We start from the raw sequence: 14,928 nt of genomic DNA, 5'->3' as shown, positions 1-14,928 counted from the left end.
GAACCACGATGTTCGTCCCGGCCGACGCCGGGGCCACCCACAGAGATCGCCACGTCGCTGCGCTCCTCGCGATGACGGTGCGCCCCGGCCCCGTCGTTGCGAGGCCCCGCCAGGGGCCGTGGCAACCTCCGGAAGCTGGCAGAGCGCCGGCACATGGATCCGGTGGTTCCGGACGGAGGTTGCTTCGTCGCAATGACGGCACCTCTACCTCGTCATTGCGAGGCCCGTAGGGGCCGTGGCAATCTCCGGGCGAAACCACCGGATCCCGCTACCTGCGCTCGGCCATTGTTTGGGAGATTGCTTCGTCGCTTCGCTCCTCGCAATGACGAGGCTCGGGTTCAGGCCACCCGCGCCATCTCTATCGTTTCTATCGTTGCTCCGCCATCCAGGGCCACTCGCGGCGCTGGCGCTCCTCATAGGCGCGGATGTCATCGGCGTACTGCAGCGTCAGCGCAATGTCATCCAGGCCGTTCAGCAGGCGGTGGCGGCGATCCTCATCGAGCGTGAAACGGAACACGGTACCGTCCGGTGCCGCTACGGTCATCTCTTCCAGGCTCACCTCGACCTGCGCGCCCGGGTTCGCCTCGACCTGATCGAACAGCGCCTGTACCTCGTCCTCGGCCAGCACCACCGGCAGCAGCCCGTTCTTGCAGCTGTTGGAGAAAAAGATATCCGCGAACGACGGCGCGATCACCGCACGAAAACCGAAGTCGGTCAGCGCCCACACCGCGTGCTCGCGCGAGGAGCCACAGCCGAAGTTCTTGCGCGCCAGCAGGATGCTTGCCTGGTCGAACGGCCCCTGGTTGAGCACAAAGTCCGGGTTGATGCGGCGCTGCGAGCTGTCCATACCGGGCTCGCCCGGGTCCAGGTAGCGCCAGTCGTCAAAGGCGTTGGGCCCGAAGCCCGTACGCTTGACCGACTTCAGGTACTGCTTCGGGATGATCGCGTCGGTATCGACATTGGAGCGATCAAGCGGCGCGACAATCCCACGGTGTACGGTAAAGGCCTGCATCGCTTACGCCTCCTTCAGTGCCGACGGTTCGACAAAGTGTCCGGCCACGGCGGCCGCGGCGGCCAGCGCCGGGCTGACCAGATGGGTACGCCCGCCCTGCCCCTGACGGCCCTCGAAGTTGCGGTTCGAGGTCGAGGCGCAGCGCTCGCCCGGCTCCAGCCGGTCCGCGTTCATCGCCAGGCACATGGAACAACCCGGCTCGCGCCACTCGAAGCCGGCGTCCAGAAAGATCCGGTCCAGCCCTTCCTGCTCCGCCTGCTGCTTCACCAGCCCGGAGCCCGGCACCACCATCGCCAGTTTGATGTTGTCGGCTTTCTTGCGGCCCTTGACCACCTCGGCAGCCGCACGCAGGTCCTCGATCCGCGAGTTCGTGCAGGAGCCGATGAAGACCTTGTCCGGACGAATCTCGGTCATCGGTGTGTTCGGCTGCAGGTCCATGTACTCCAGCGCACGCTTCATGCCCTCGGCACGCACCGGATCGGACTCGGCGGCCGGGTCCGGCACGCGGCCGTCGATCGGCGCGACCATCTCCGGCGAGGTGCCCCAGCTCACCTGCGGGGCGATCTCGGCGGCATCCATCTCCACCACCGCGTCAAACTCGGCGTCGGGGTCGGAGACCAGCGTGCGCCAGTATTCTGCGGCCTGTTCGAACAACTCGCCGCTCGGCGCCTGCGGCTTGCCGCGCACGTACTCGATGGTCTTCTCGTCCACCGCGACCATGCCCGCGCGGGCCCCGGCCTCGATGGACATGTTGCAGATGCTCATGCGGCCCTCGACCGACAGGCTGCGGATCGCCGAGCCGGCGAACTCGATCGCATAGCCGGTGCCGCCGGCGGTGCCGATACGACCGATGATCGCCAGCACCACATCCTTGGCGGTCACGCCCGGGCGCAGCTCGCCCTCCACGCGGATCTGCATGGCCTTGGTCTTCTTCTGCCACAGGCACTGCGTGGCCAGCACGTGCTCGACCTCGGAGGTGCCGATGCCGAAGGCCAGCGCGCCCAGCGCGCCGTGGGTGGAGGTATGCGAGTCGCCGCAGACGACCGTCATCCCCGGCAGGGTCGCCCCCTGTTCGGGACCGATCACATGCACGATGCCCTGGCGCACATCGGCCATCGGGAAGAACTTCAGCCCCAGGCTCGTGACGTTGGTCTCCAGCGTCTCCACCTGGGTACGCGAGACCGGATCCTCGATCCCGCGGTCACGATTGGCAGTGGGCACGTTATGGTCCGGCACCGCCAGCACGGAGTCCCCGCGCCAGGGCTTGCGCCCGGCCAGACGCAGACCCTCGAAGGCCTGCGGGCTGGTCACCTCGTGCACCAGGTGGCGGTCGATGTAGAGCAGCGTCGAGCCATCCGGCTCCTCGCGCACCACATGCGCCTCCCACAGCTTGTCGTACAGTGTCTTGCCTGCCATTACCCGCTCCCGCGGCCACGCCGCGTTCTATCGTTCTTGCGCCCCACCGCCGATGATCTACCAGCGCTCCAAAGGCTCGCCCTTGCGCCGCGTCGCAACATGCACCGTCATTGCGAGGCCCCGCAGGGGCCGTGGCAACCTCCGTCCGGAACCACCGGATCCTGATACTGGCGCTCTGCCAGCTTTCGGAGGTTGCCGCGTCGCCTTCGGCTCCTCGCAATGACGGTGCCAGTGGCCACGCCTCGCAATGACGTCATTTCAGGACAACCGTTTAAGCAGAGTCTGCGGCCGCCCTTCTATTCTTTCAAATCCGATTTATTATCTTTACCATTCCATATGGTTATGGATTGGCAAACCGGCACCGCATCCGTCAGCCGGTCATTATCCCACGGAGGCGGCGGATGCGTCCGGAACAGCTAAGCATCGAGTCCCTGCAGGCCTTCGTGGCGGTGGTCGACACCGGTGCCTTCTCCGCCGCAGCCGAGCGGCTGCACCTGACCCAGCCGGCGATCAGCAAGCGCATACAGTCGCTCGAGGCGACGTTGAAACGCCCCCTGTTCGAGCGCCAGGGGCGCCGCGTTCGGCCCACCGAGGTCGCCGAACGCCTGCTGCCCGAAGCGCGCGAGATCCTGGCCCGCCTGCACGCAATCGAGCAGCAGGTGGCGGACCTCGACCACGTCGTTCGTGGCCGCATCCGCCTGGCCACCTCGCACCACATCGCCTTGCACCGTCTGCCCGTCCCGCTGGCCCGCCTGCGCACCCGCTACCCCAAGCTGGAGCTGGAACTCGCGTTCATGGATTCCGAGGCCGGCATCGAGGCGGTGATGCACGGCGACGCCGATCTGGCCCTGGCCACCCTGCCTGACGACCTGCCGAAGGGCTCGGAGGCCCAAGCCGTCTGGACCGATGACCTGGTCCCGATGATCGCCCGCGGCCGCGCCCAGGATGCCCCGCTGGAGACACTGCAACGGCTGCATGACTGGCCGGCGATCCTTCCGCCGGTGGGCTCCACCACCCGCCGCCAGATCGACCACGCGCTGGCCGCAGAGGGCCTGCACCCCGCCGCAGCACAGGAAAGCCCGTACCTGGAGGTCATCCGCATGATGATCGCCGCCGGCCTCGGCATCGGCTTCCTCCCCCGCACCATGGCCACCGCCGAGCTGGCCATCCTCGAATGGCCCGCCCCGCCCATCGCCCGCCAGCTCGGCTGGGTCCGCCACGCGGACCGCTACCGCTCGCGAACCCTCGAGGCGGTCATCGAGGAATTGCAGTAACCGGAACCATGCGTGGGGCCACCCTTTCAGGCCCGAGCAGGTACCCGAGGGAGCAGGGAGGAGATCATCCAGGTGGCGAAGATGAACAGCGTGGAGGCGATCAGCGCGCCCTCCAGGCCCCAGACCATGAAGATGGCACCGGAGGCGACGGTGCCGATCAGACGCCCACCGGCGTTGGCCATGTAGTAGAAGCCGACCTTCATCGCGACCCGGTCGGTCTCCGCATAGTCGAGGATCAGGAACGAGTGCACGGCGGAGTTGATCGCAAACACCACGCCGAACACGCCCAGCCCGACCATCAGTACCCAGGCCGGGTCCAGCCCCGTCTCCAGGCCGATCACGATGCCGATGGGCAGCAGCATCAGGATGAAGGCCCAGAGCCGCGCGGTCAGCCCGGTCGGGTGCAGCCCGCCGCGGCCCAGCAGGCGCGGCACCGACGCCTGCACGATCCCGTAACCGATCACCCACAGCGCCAGAAACGCCCCCACCTGCATGTGGTTCCAGTCCAGCGTCGCGCTGAGGAATACCGGCAAGGCGACCACGAACCAGACATCGCGCGCGCCAAACAGGAAGAATCGCGCCGCCGAGAGCACGTTGATCGCGGCGGAGTTGGAGAACATCTGGGTGAATTTAGGCTTGCCGCCGACCTTGCCCAGCCCGCGGGGCAGGCCGACGATGGAGAACAGCATCACCACGGCCAGCATCCCGGCCAGGATGACCAGCGCCATCTGGAACCCGACCGAGTACAGCAGCGCGCCGCCAACGAAGAAGCCCACCCCCTTCAACGCGTTCTTCGAGCCGGTGAGCACCGCGACCCAGCGAAACAGCCGCCCCTCCCCGTCGCCGGCGACCAGCTTCACCCCGGACTTCGCACTCATCTTGTTCAGGTCCTTGGCGATGCCCGATAGCGCCTGCGCGAACATCACATAGGCCACCCCCAGCCAGGCCTCCGGCACCGTGAGCATCAGCAGTGCGGCGACCTGCAACAAGGTCCCGGTGATCATCGTTGTGTTCACCCCCAGCCGCGCGGCCAGCCAGCCGCCGGTCAGGTTAGTGATCACCCCGAACAGCTCGTAGAACAGGAACAGGAACGCGATCTCCAGCGGGCTGTAGCCCAGCTGGTGGAAGAACAGCACGACCAGCATGCGAATCGCACCGTCAGTGACGGTAAACGCCCAGTAGTTCGCGGTGATGCGCGCGTAGGCGCCCAGCCCCAGGGTGGGCGGTGCGTTCGGCGTTTCGGCCGGGCTGCCCATCCGTCCTACACGCCCTGCTCGGCCACGCGCGCGACCAGTTCGACCAGCCGGTTGGCATAGCCCCATTCGTTGTCGTACCAGGCCAGCACCTTCACCTGCGTCCCATCCACCACCATCGTCGACTGCGCATCGACAATGGACGAGCGCGGGTCGGTGCGGAAGTCGCTGGAGACCAGCGGGCGTTCCTCAAAGCCCAGGATGCCGGCGAGTTCGCCCTCGGCCGCCGAGCGCAGCAGTTCGTTCACCTCCTCCGCGGAGGTCTCGCGCGCCGCCTCGAAGGTGAAGTCCGTCAGCGAGGCATTCATCAGCGGCACGCGCACGGCATGGCCATTCAGCCGTCCGTTCAGTTCCGGGAAGATGTCACCAATCGCCTTCGCCGAGCCGGTGGTGGTCGGGATCAGGTTCAACCCGGCCGCACGGGCCCGGCGCAGATTGTCGCGCGGCAGATCCACGGCCGACTGCGTGGCGGTCATGTCATGCACCGTCAGGATCGACCCGTGGCGGATCTCCAGGGCCGGGTGCAGCACCTTGACCAGGGGCGCCAGACAGTTGGTGGTGCAGGAGGCAGCGGTGACGACGCGGTGCCGGGCCGGATCGTAGGCCGAATCGTTGACGCCCATCACTACGTTCAGCGCAAGCTCGTCCTTCACCGGCGCCGCGACGACCACACGCCGGGCCCCGCGATCGAAGTGCGGCTGCAGGGTCTGCATGGTGCGAAAGGCGCCGCTGGCATCGATCACGATATCTACACCGGACTCGGCCCAGGGCACCTGCCCCGGTTCGCCCAGCTGCGTGTGGCGCAGGCTGCGGCCGTCGATCTGCAGCGCATCCGGCTCGGCCCGGATGCCGCGATCCCAGCGCCCGTGCACCGAATCGAACTCCAGCAGGTGCCCGGTGACCGTGCCGTCCGCCGCGACCTCGTTCAGGTGCACGATCTCGAGGTCATCGCGATCCCAAGCCGCACGCAGCGCCAGGCGGCCGATCCGCCCCATCCCGTTGATGCCGACCCGTACGGCCATGACGCCCTCCCGCGAAAAATCGCGTCAGGATACCTCCCGATCATGACAACCGCATTACAGGCTGAGCAGTGCCCCTAGTTGAGAGCGACGATAGCCGCGTTCAGGTAGATCGCAAAACCTACCCACAGCAGGTACGGCACCAGCAGCGCGCTCGCGATCCGGTCGTGGCGCCAGAAGGCGATCAGGGTCGCGAGGATCAGGGGCCACAGCATCAGGATCTCGACCAGTGCCAGATCGGGCCGTTGCATGCCGAAGAACAGCACGGACCAGCCCAGGTTCAACACCAGCTGGGCGAGGAACAGCCCCATCGCGAGCGGTGCACCCGCGAAGCCGGTGCGACGCCATACCCGCCAGGCGGCCACGGCCATCAGCGCAAACAGGACGGTCCAGACCGGGCCGAATAGGGCATCGGGTGGATTCAGCTCGGGTCGCTCCAGCGTCTGGTACCAGTCCTGCACCGACAGGCTGGTGGCATACCCGCCCGCGGAGGCCACCAGGAACACCAGGGCCACCCAGCCCACCAGTCCGACCCCATCCCTTGTATTGGTCATCGACCCTCCTCTCTCGCGCGTCCCGTACCCTTGCTTGTAGACGCCGGCCCAGCGTATTTGAACCGAAATCAGCAAAATGAACGAGGTTCATGCGCGATTCAGCGGCTTGCGGCACACTCGCAGCATAACGTGATCCCGTTCACCCATTTCGAGCCGCGTGCATGCCCAAGCTGTCCACCGTGATCACCCTGGTCCTGTTCCTCATGGCGGGCGGTGTGCTCGCCTGGCTCTTTTGGGGCCCGGATGACGAACAGGCCTCTTCCTCGCGCGCGGGTGGCGGCGAGACACGGCCCGTGGCCGTCGCGGTGGCCACCGTGCAACAACAGGATCTGGTGGAGCGCCGCCGATTCACCGGCAGCATCGAGGGCGCCGACCGTATCGTGATTACGCCGCGCGTCGGGGGCCGTGTGGCCGAAGTCTTCGTCAACCTGGGCGACCGAGTCGAACCGGGCGACCCCCTGCTGCAACTGGATACCGAGGAATTCGAGCAGGACGTCACGCAGGCCGAGGCCGAGCTGGAAGTGGCCGAAGCCAGCCTGGCGGAGGCCGTCGCCAGCCGTAACGCCGCCCAGCGCGACCTGCAGCGCACCCGCGAATTGCGCGACCAGGGGATCGCCTCGCGCTCGGAGCTGGAGGCCGCCGAAACCGAACTCGCCCTGGCACAGACCCGCGTGGCCCTTGCCGAGTCCCAGATTCGACAACGCCGCTCTGCCCTGCGCACCCGCGAAATCCAGCTAGGCTACACGCGTATCGACGCCGACCCGGGCAGCACCACCCGCTGGGTGGCCGAACGCCTGGTTGACCCCGGCTCGGTGATCAGCGCCAACGAACCCGCGCTGGCACTCGTCACACTGCAGCCGGTCCGCGCGATTCTGGCAGTCACCGAAGCGGACTATTCGCGGATCTCGCGCGGCCAGGAAGCGACCGTGCGCACCTCCTCGTACCCCGACGCGTTATTCGAAGGCACCATCACACGGATCTCCCCCGAGTTTCGCCCGGGTTCGCGCCAGGCACGAATCGAGGTCGAAGTACCGAACGACGATGAACGCCTGCGGCCCGGGATGTTTGTCGAAACCGCGATCACTCTCGGCCAGCGCTCGGACACGCTGGCGATACCGCGGGACGCCATCATCCAGCGCGAGGCGGGTCCCACCCTGTTCAGCGTAGACCGTAGCGGCGAACGGCCAGAGGCGCGCCGCCACATGGCCGTTACCGGCGTGCGTGATGGCAACTGGATTGAGCTGTTGGAACCCGAGTTGCCCGAGGGCACCGAGGTGGTGGTGCTGGGGCAACACCTGCTCGCCGATGGCACCCCGCTGCGCCTGACCGACCCGCGCAGTGTGCCCGGCGCGGACTTCGCCCCGGACCTGTCGGAGACCGAAGAGCCGTGAATCCGGCTCGACTTACCGTCCACCGCCCCGTGCTAACCAGCATGGTGGCCCTGATCGTGGTGATCCTGGGCCTGACCGCGCTGACCCGCCTCCCGGTCGACCTACTGCCCGACATCACCTATCCGGTGGTCACGGTGATGACCTCCTACCCCAACGCCGGGGCCGAGGAGGTCGAGCAACTGGTGACCCGCCCGGTGGAACAGGCAGCGGCCGCGATCACCGGGGCCCAGGAGATCCGGTCCACCTCGGCCGAAGGCAACAGCAATGTGCGCGTCAACTTTGCCTGGGGCACGGATATCCGCCAGGCCGTTGATGACCTGCGCGATCGTCTGGCGCGTATTGAAGGTCAGCTGCCGGATGGGGCGGATCGCCCCCTGGTGCGCCAGTTCGACACCCAGGACTCGCCCATCATGCGCCTGGGCGTCGGCTCGCAGCTCGATGCCATTCACCTGCGCACCCTGATTGACAACCGCATTGCGCCACGCCTGGAGCGCATCCCCGGCGTGGCTGCGGTGGATACGTTTGGCGGGCTCGAACGCGAGGTCCGCGTGGAGGTCGATCCAGACCGGATACAGGCGATCGACCTGGGGCTGGACGACCTGCGCAACCGCATCCGCGATGCCAACGTGATCACTCCGGGTGGCCCGATCATGGACGGTCGCCGTGAATACCGGCTGCGTACACCTGCCGAGTTCCGCTCGGTGGGCGAGATACGCGATACCGTGGTTCAGCGCAGCGAGGACGGCGTCACCTACCTGCATCAGGTCGCCGAGGTCCGCGATACCCACCAGCGCGTCACCCGTCGTTTCCGAGTCAACCAGGAAGAAGGCGTCCAGCTGGCCGTGCGCAAACTGGCGGACGCCAATACAGTGGAGGTCTCCGCAGCGGTCCACGCCGAACTGGTCCGTCTCAACCGCGACTTCCCGCAGATCGACATCCGCGCCGTCACGGACGAGGCGGGATTCATCCGCAGCTCCATTACCAATGTCGGGCAGTCCATCCTCTACGGGAGCGCACTGGCCGTCCTGGTCCTGCTCGTCTTCCTGCGCAATATCCGTTACACGCTGGTGGCGGCCACCGCGATTCCTCTGGCGGTCATCTCAACCTTCGGGCTGGTCTACTTTGGTGGACACTCGCTCAACCTGATGACCATGGGCGGGATCGCATTGGGTGTGGGCCTGATGGTCGACAACGCGATCGTGGTGATCGAGAGCATCGCCCGAAGGCGAGAGGAACACGCGGAGCAAAGCGCGGTCGAGGCGGCTGTCAGTGGTACCGGGCGCGTGGCGCCCGCGATCATCGCCAGTACGCTGACCACCGTCGCCATCTTTCTGCCGTTGTTCTTCGCCCAGGAACTGGCCGGGCAGCTGTTCAAACCACTTGCCGCCGTAGTCGCCTTCGCGCTGGCCGCCTCGCTGATCGTGGCCCTCACCGTGGTGCCGATGCTGATGGCGCGTGCCCCGATGCCGAAGCGCGACACCAGCGCCCTCGCCCGCATGGAACAGCGCTATCAGGGGCTGCTGCGCGGCACCCTGGCGCATCCCTGGATGGTGATCGGGATCAGTGCCTTGCTGATGGTCATCGCACTGGCCGGGCTGCGCGGCGTCGGCACCGAGTTTCTGCCCGCCACCGACGAGGGTGAATTGCGCGTGCATGTCTCCATGGAACCGGGGACACCACTCGACGAGCTGTATTCCACCATGGCCAGCCTGGAAGAGGTGATTCGCGACGAGGTGCCGGAGCTGCAGAACCTGGTGTCCAGCTCTGGCGCCTCTGCCTTCCGAGCGTCGTCGCCCGCGTCCGGCAACATGCGCGTAATGGTCGGTTCGCGCGACAGTCGCAGCCGTTCTTCCGAGGAGATTGCCGCTGCCCTGCGCGAGGCCCTGGGCACCCCGCCGGGAACGGAGATCCGTGTCCGCGCATCCAGTGGCATCTTCTTCCGCGGATTCGGGCGTGGCGATGACGAGGAACGCCTGTCGGTCGAGGTGCGCGGCTTCGAGCTGTCGACCATGAATGCGGTGCTCGAACGGTTCGAGGAGGCGCTGGCCGATGTCCCCGGTATTACGGATACGCGGGTGGGGACCGATGGCGGCCAGCCCGAATTCGCCACCCGTATCCATCGCGACCGCGCCGCCGACCTCGGCGTGGATGTGCGTACTATTGCCCAGACGCTGGAGACCGCGCTGGGCGGCTCCAGCGCCGGGCAGTTGCGCGCGGGAGGCGACGAGACCCGCATCTGGGTGCAGCTGCGCGACGCCGACCAGAGCTCGCTGGACGACCTGCTCAACCTGACCGTGCGCAGCGAGGACGGCGAACGCGTCGCCTTGCGCAGCCTGATTTCCTTCGACACCGAGATCGGGCCCGACAGCATCGAACGACGTGAACAGGCCCGCGTACGGACGCTGTTCATCAATCTGGGCGACCGCTCGCTGGGTGAAGTGGCGGCCTCGGTCCGCGAGGCCCTGGCCGACATCCCGCTGCCCGAGGAGATCGACTACTCCGTCACGGGCGACATCGAAGAACAGGAAGCCGCCTTCTCGGAGCTGCTGCTGGGTACGATGCTGGCTACCTTGCTGGTGTACATGGTCATGGCCAGCCTGTACGAATCCCTGCGCGATCCCCTGATCGTGATGTTCTCCATCCCGCTCGCGATCATCGGGGTCACCGGCGCGCTGATCGTCACCGACACCACGCTCAACGTGCAGTCGTTGATCGGGGTCCTGCTGCTGGTCGGGATTGTGGTGAACAATGCGATTCTGCTGGTGGACCGCATGGCCCGGCGACACCGCGACGACGGCATGGACCTGCACGAGGCCGTCGTGGCCGCCGCCGGCGAGCGTCTGCGACCCATCCTGATGACCACGCTGACCACGATACTGGCCCTCTCGCCCCTGGCCATCGGCATGGGCGACGGTGGCGAGGCCCAGGCGCCAATGGCGCGGGTAGTGATCGGCGGGCTGCTGTCGTCTACCCTGATCACCCTGGTGCTGATCCCGACGCTGTATCTGCTGTTCCACCGTCGCGGCGAGCACCCGCAGCCCGTCTACCGAGCCGGAACCGAAGATGCCTAGCCTGTACCGAGTCGCCCTGCCACTGCTCGCTTCGCTCGCCCTGGCTATTCCCGCCACGGCAGAGGAAGACGAGCCGACCGGCAACGGGTTGCGCCTTTCACTGCCGGCCGAGCAGCTGATGGCGATCGATCCGTTCGCCCGCGAACCGGTCGGTGAGGAGACGCTCTCGCTGGAAGAAGCCGTGGCGCGGGCGCTGGAAGGCAACCGCGGCCTGCGCGCCGAACGCCTGCAGACCGCGATCGCGGGTACCTTCGAGGCACAGGAGCGCGCTGTATTCGACCCCGAGCTGTTCGCCGAGGTCGGGGTCAGCCGGGACCAGAGCGTGCGCCTGCTGGAGGAGGCCGAAGAAGACACCGACGAGGTCACCTCGACCCAGCGCTTCGGCGAGGCAGGCGTTCGTCAGTCGCTCCCGACGGGTACCGACCTGAGCCTGTCCGTGCGCAGCCAGCGCGCCAGCAGTTCGCGGGTCGACCAGACCCAGTTCTCCTCCCGCGCCGGCCTGACGCTGACCCAGGCCCTTCTGCGCGGGGGCCGAATCGAGTCCAATCTCGTGCGCCTGCAGCAGGCCGGGCTGGACGTCGAGGCCACGGAGTACGAGGTGCGCGCCTTCGTCGAGCAGCTGATCACCGACGTCGAGACGGCCTACTGGGACCTGGTCCTCGCCGGCGAGCAGATCGAAATCTTCGAGGAGGCCCTGGCGGTCGCCAGCCAGCAGCTGGACGAGACACAACGCCGCATCGATGCCGGTGATCGGCCGGAGACCGAGGCCGTATCCGCACGCGCCGAGGTCGCCCTGCGTCGCCAGGGGCTGATCGATGCCCGCAGCGAGCGCGCCCGCGCCCAGGACACCCTGGCGCGCCTGCTCCAGGGCGACGGGGGCCTGTGGGACACGCGGCTGCTGACCAGCTCCGAACCGGCGCTGGACCGTTACGAGATCGAGCCGCTCGATACCTATGTGGCACTGGCGCGCGATCACCGCGCGGACTTGAACGAGACCCGCCTGCGGGTTCAGCGCGACGAGCTGGAGGTCATCCGCACCCGCAACGGACTGCTCCCCCGGCTGGACTTCTTCGTCACGCTGGGGCAATCGGGCTATGCGGACAGCTTCGGGCGTACCTTCCGCGACACCCAGGGCGACGGCTACGACCTCGCCGCGGGGCTGCGCTTCGAGATGCCGATCGGCAACCGTGCCGCAGAGGCGGAGCACACGCGCGCTCGCCTCACCCGGCAGCAGATCGCCGAGACCCTGGCCAATCTGGAACAGCTGGCGATCGAAGACGTGCGCTCGGTCTGGTTCGACGCCGCCCGCGTGCGCGAGCAGATCCGCGCGCAGGAAGAGACCATCGAGTTGCAGGAGGAACTCCTGCGAGTCGAACAGACCCGATTCCGGGTCGGAGCCGGCACAGCACTGGCCGTGGCGCAGGCCCAGCGCGACCTGCTCGAGAGCCGCCTCCGCCTGACCGAGACCGTGGTGAGCTTTCGCCAGTTAACCACCGAACTCCTGAACGCGAGCGGCACGCTGCTGCTGCACCGCGGCATCGACGCGCCAGGCTCCGAACGCGTGGACCTGCGCATGTGATTCCGGGTTAGCGCTTTACCCGAGCCCCTATCCCCGGGCCAGACGCCGATTCAGGGCCCAGACCGACAGTGGTGCAAAGATCACCGCGATCGCAGCAGCCCAGACGAGGGTCCACAAAGCAGGCTCCAGCGCGGCGCCTCCGCTCAACAGGGCACGCGACGCATCCGCGAGCAACGAGACAGGGTTGGCCTGCACGAAGGGCTGCAGCACGGTGGGCATGGTATCCAGCGGTACAAAGGCGGTGGAGACGAACGTCACCGGGAACAACGCCGTGAAACCGAACAGCTGTACATGTTCCGGGTCGCGGGACAGTACGCCGACCAGCACCATGATCCAGGACGCGGCCGAGGCGAAGACCAGCACCAGCGCGACCATCGCCAGCACCTCCCAGACCGAGGTCTCGACCCGGAACCCCAGCAACACCCCCACGATCAGTAACAGCGCGATACAAAGCGCCTGCTTCAGCAGATCGGCCAGGATGCGCCCGGCCAGCGGCGCCCAGCGCGGAATGGGCAGGGCGCGAAAGCGGTCGAACACCCCGCGTGTGAGATCCGTATTCAGACCATGCCCGACGTAGACGGTGACAAACAGCATGTTCATCGCGATCACGCCCGGCAGCACGAACGGCAGATAGGCTTCGGTCGAGCCGGCCACTGCCCCGCCAAACACGTACAGGAACAGCACCAGAAACAGGATCGGCTGGATGGAATAATCCCCCAGCTCCCAGGGATTGCGACGCACCTGCACGAGACTGCGCCAGGCCAGCGCCAGCGTCTGGTCCAGTGCCTTCATGCGCCCTCCTCTGTCGTCTCGGACGTGACCTCGGCCGCATGCCCGGTCAGCGCCAGAAAGACATCGTCCAGGCTCGCAGTGCGCAGACCGAGTTCGGCCACCTCGATCCCCGCCTGATCCAGGGCCCGAAGGACCTTCGGCACAACGCTACTGCTCGTCACGGCGACACTCAGGGTGTTGTCCCGCGCCTGCGGGCCCTCCCCGACGATACGTGCAATCGCCTCGCTCGCATCATCGAGTCGGGCCGAGTCCGCCACCACCACAAACAGCGAGCGGCCACCCACACGTTCCTTCAATTCCGACGAGGTCCCCTCGGCAATGATCCGCCCACGGTCCAGCACCACGATCCGATCCGCCAGGGCGTCCGCTTCGTCCAGATACTGGGTCGTCAGCAGCACGGTGGTGCCTTGCTCCCGCAGTTCCGCCACCAGGCGCCACAGATCGCGGCGCGCCCGTGGGTCCAGCCCCGTGGTCGGCTCGTCGAGAAAGAGAATGGCAGGGTTCCCGACCAGGCTGGCCGCCAGATCAAGCCGGCGGCGCATGCCACCGGAATAGGTCTGTGCCGGACGGTTCGCCGCATCGCAAAGGTCAAACTGGGCCAGCAACTCGTCCGTGCGACGGCGCGCGTCGCGACGGCCCAGACCCAGCAATCGTGAAATCAACAACAGGTTTTCGCGCCCGGTCAGCTTCTCGTCGACCGAGGCGTACTGCCCGGTCAGCCCGATGATCTCGCGCACGTGCGCCGCATCGCGGACGACATCGAAGCCGCCCACCTCGGCTGTTCCCGCATCCGGACTGATCAGGGTGGACAGTATGCGCACGATGGTGGTCTTGCCGGCACCATTCGGCCCCAGAAGACCGAGGATGCTCCCGCTCGGGACTTCCAGATCAACACCATCGACCGCGCGGGTGCCGTTATAACCGCGCACCAGCCCCTGCAAACGAATCGCGATATCCATCGGCGTAGCATTCACCGCACACGCCGATGGTGCAACCGACAGCGGCTACAAATGCCGACTGAATAACCCGTGCCGGGCGGCACCCAGGAGGTCCCGCCAGGCAAGGGCCGGCAGCTTCACCAGGGTCTCGTGATCGCCACCCTCGAGATATACATCCCCCTCGGTGGGGGCATGTTCGTCCAGCATCGCCTCCAGGCCGTAGGGCTCGGCCAGCGCCGGGATCGCGCCCAGTGCACAATCCGGGAAGAGTTCCGCCACCTCCCTTTCGGTGGCCAGCCCGACGTGTTCGCCAATCAGGTGGTGGAGCTGCCCGAAGTGCAGGCGCCGCGACGACGGGAGGATCGCCAGCATGTAATGGCCGGCATCCTCCACCAGCACGGCCTTCGCCAGCCGATCACCGGGCACGTGCGCGGCCTCTGCCGTTCGGGTGGCACTGCTGGAATACGGGTGCCGAACCAGTTCATAAGCGACACCCTGTGCCGCCAGATAGTCACTCAGCGTTCTCGCGATGCCCATGCTGCGGCCCTCTTGCCGTCCCTACCCCGGACTATAGACCCACTCTGCCCGCACGGTGCCTCGATTCCCCGCTACCCCGTCAACCGACAATC

At 67.0% G+C, this 14,928-nt stretch carries 12 protein-coding genes; 4 read left to right on the top strand and 8 right to left on the bottom strand.

The features are described 5' to 3' along the window. Window positions 1-367 precede the first annotated feature (367 nt). Both leuD and leuC read right to left on the bottom strand, forming a co-directional pair. The gene (leuD, locus tag C936_RS0110075; RefSeq protein ID WP_018174229.1) at window positions 368-1,012 is read right to left on the bottom strand and encodes a 3-isopropylmalate dehydratase small subunit; all 645 of its coding nucleotides are present in this window, start codon (window positions 1,010-1,012) and stop codon (window positions 368-370) included. A gap of 3 nt (window positions 1,013-1,015) precedes the next feature. After that, a complete protein-coding gene (gene leuC, locus C936_RS0110070) occupies window positions 1,016-2,428 on the bottom strand; it encodes a 3-isopropylmalate dehydratase large subunit (protein ID WP_018174228.1) in 1,413 nt (470 codons plus the stop codon). 401 nt (window positions 2,429-2,829) lie between these two features. Here leuC and C936_RS0110065 point away from each other — a divergent pair, with 401 nt between their 5' ends. Next, window positions 2,830-3,702: a LysR family transcriptional regulator gene (locus tag C936_RS0110065; RefSeq protein ID WP_018174227.1), complete on the top strand. Its 873-nt coding sequence runs from the start codon at window positions 2,830-2,832 to the stop codon at window positions 3,700-3,702. 26 nt (window positions 3,703-3,728) lie between these two features. Here the strand turns inward: C936_RS0110065 and arsJ are convergent, their stop codons facing one another. From arsJ to C936_RS0110050, 3 genes are all read right to left on the bottom strand, one after another. Further along, window positions 3,729-4,958: an organoarsenical effux MFS transporter ArsJ gene (gene arsJ, locus C936_RS0110060; protein WP_018174226.1), complete on the bottom strand. Its 1,230-nt coding sequence runs from the start codon at window positions 4,956-4,958 to the stop codon at window positions 3,729-3,731. A gap of 5 nt (window positions 4,959-4,963) precedes the next feature. Further along, window positions 4,964-5,977: an ArsJ-associated glyceraldehyde-3-phosphate dehydrogenase gene (locus tag C936_RS0110055; protein ID WP_018139338.1), complete on the bottom strand. Its 1,014-nt coding sequence runs from the start codon at window positions 5,975-5,977 to the stop codon at window positions 4,964-4,966. A 74-nt stretch (window positions 5,978-6,051) separates the two neighbouring features. Next, entirely contained in the window at window positions 6,052-6,528 is a 477-nt protein-coding gene (locus tag C936_RS0110050) for a TspO/MBR family protein (protein ID WP_018174224.1), read from the bottom strand. Window positions 6,529-6,689: 161 nt separating this feature from the next. Between C936_RS0110050 and C936_RS0110045 the strand changes: the two genes are divergently transcribed. The 3 genes from C936_RS0110045 to C936_RS0110035 are packed head-to-tail and all read left to right on the top strand — an operon-like array spanning window position 6,690 to window position 12,569. Next, window positions 6,690-7,919 carry an efflux RND transporter periplasmic adaptor subunit gene (locus tag C936_RS0110045; protein ID WP_018174223.1) on the top strand — a complete coding sequence of 410 codons (1,230 nt, stop codon included), beginning with the start codon at window positions 6,690-6,692 and terminating at the stop codon, window positions 7,917-7,919. Beyond that, on the top strand, window positions 7,916-10,990 hold the full coding sequence (locus C936_RS0110040) for an efflux RND transporter permease subunit (RefSeq protein ID WP_026278830.1): 3,075 nt from the start codon (window positions 7,916-7,918) through the stop codon (window positions 10,988-10,990). The genes C936_RS0110045 and C936_RS0110040 overlap by 4 nt, the downstream gene beginning before the upstream one ends. After that, on the top strand, window positions 10,983-12,569 hold the full coding sequence (locus C936_RS0110035) for a TolC family protein (protein WP_018174221.1): 1,587 nt from the start codon (window positions 10,983-10,985) through the stop codon (window positions 12,567-12,569). Before C936_RS0110040 ends, C936_RS0110035 begins: the two co-directional genes overlap by 8 nt. Before the next feature lie 27 nt (window positions 12,570-12,596). Here the strand turns inward: C936_RS0110035 and C936_RS0110030 are convergent, their stop codons facing one another. The 3 genes from C936_RS0110030 to C936_RS0110020 are packed head-to-tail and all read right to left on the bottom strand — an operon-like array spanning window position 12,597 to window position 14,836. Continuing rightward, window positions 12,597-13,361, bottom strand: coding sequence for an ABC transporter permease (locus tag C936_RS0110030; protein WP_018174220.1), 765 nt, complete (start codon window positions 13,359-13,361; stop codon window positions 12,597-12,599). Then, window positions 13,358-14,320 carry a daunorubicin resistance protein DrrA family ABC transporter ATP-binding protein gene (locus tag C936_RS0110025; protein ID WP_018174219.1) on the bottom strand — a complete coding sequence of 321 codons (963 nt, stop codon included), beginning with the start codon at window positions 14,318-14,320 and terminating at the stop codon, window positions 13,358-13,360. The genes C936_RS0110030 and C936_RS0110025 overlap by 4 nt, the downstream gene beginning before the upstream one ends. A 45-nt stretch (window positions 14,321-14,365) precedes the next feature. After that, window positions 14,366-14,836, bottom strand: coding sequence for an aminoacyl-tRNA deacylase (locus C936_RS0110020; protein ID WP_018139331.1), 471 nt, complete (start codon window positions 14,834-14,836; stop codon window positions 14,366-14,368). Window positions 14,837-14,928: the final 92 nt, after the last annotated feature.

Source organism: Thioalkalivibrio sp. ALJ4, from assembly GCF_000377225.1.
In the GTDB taxonomy this organism is placed as follows: Bacteria; Pseudomonadota; Gammaproteobacteria; order Ectothiorhodospirales; family Ectothiorhodospiraceae; genus Thioalkalivibrio.
Note: the sequence above shows the minus strand (reverse complement) of the source record. Positions and strands in the feature narration are given on the sequence as shown.

Excerpts from the sequence above, each read along its gene's own strand:
- C936_RS0110035 (WP_018174221.1), top strand. The coding sequence starts at position 10,983 with ATGCCTAGCCTGTACCGAGTCGCCCTGCCACTGCTCGCTTCGCTCGCC.
- C936_RS0110025 (WP_018174219.1), bottom strand. The coding sequence starts at position 14,320 with ATGGATATCGCGATTCGTTTGCAGGGGCTGGTGCGCGGTTATAACGGC.
- C936_RS0110055 (WP_018139338.1), bottom strand. The coding sequence starts at position 5,977 with ATGGCCGTACGGGTCGGCATCAACGGGATGGGGCGGATCGGCCGCCTG.
- arsJ (WP_018174226.1), bottom strand. The coding sequence starts at position 4,958 with ATGGGCAGCCCGGCCGAAACGCCGAACGCACCGCCCACCCTGGGGCTG.
- leuC (WP_018174228.1), bottom strand. The coding sequence starts at position 2,428 with ATGGCAGGCAAGACACTGTACGACAAGCTGTGGGAGGCGCATGTGGTG.
- C936_RS0110065 (WP_018174227.1), top strand. The coding sequence starts at position 2,830 with ATGCGTCCGGAACAGCTAAGCATCGAGTCCCTGCAGGCCTTCGTGGCG.
- C936_RS0110050 (WP_018174224.1), bottom strand. The coding sequence starts at position 6,528 with ATGACCAATACAAGGGATGGGGTCGGACTGGTGGGCTGGGTGGCCCTG.
- leuD (WP_018174229.1), bottom strand. The coding sequence starts at position 1,012 with ATGCAGGCCTTTACCGTACACCGTGGGATTGTCGCGCCGCTTGATCGC.
- C936_RS0110020 (WP_018139331.1), bottom strand. The coding sequence starts at position 14,836 with ATGGGCATCGCGAGAACGCTGAGTGACTATCTGGCGGCACAGGGTGTC.
- C936_RS0110030 (WP_018174220.1), bottom strand. The coding sequence starts at position 13,361 with ATGAAGGCACTGGACCAGACGCTGGCGCTGGCCTGGCGCAGTCTCGTG.
- C936_RS0110045 (WP_018174223.1), top strand. The coding sequence starts at position 6,690 with ATGCCCAAGCTGTCCACCGTGATCACCCTGGTCCTGTTCCTCATGGCG.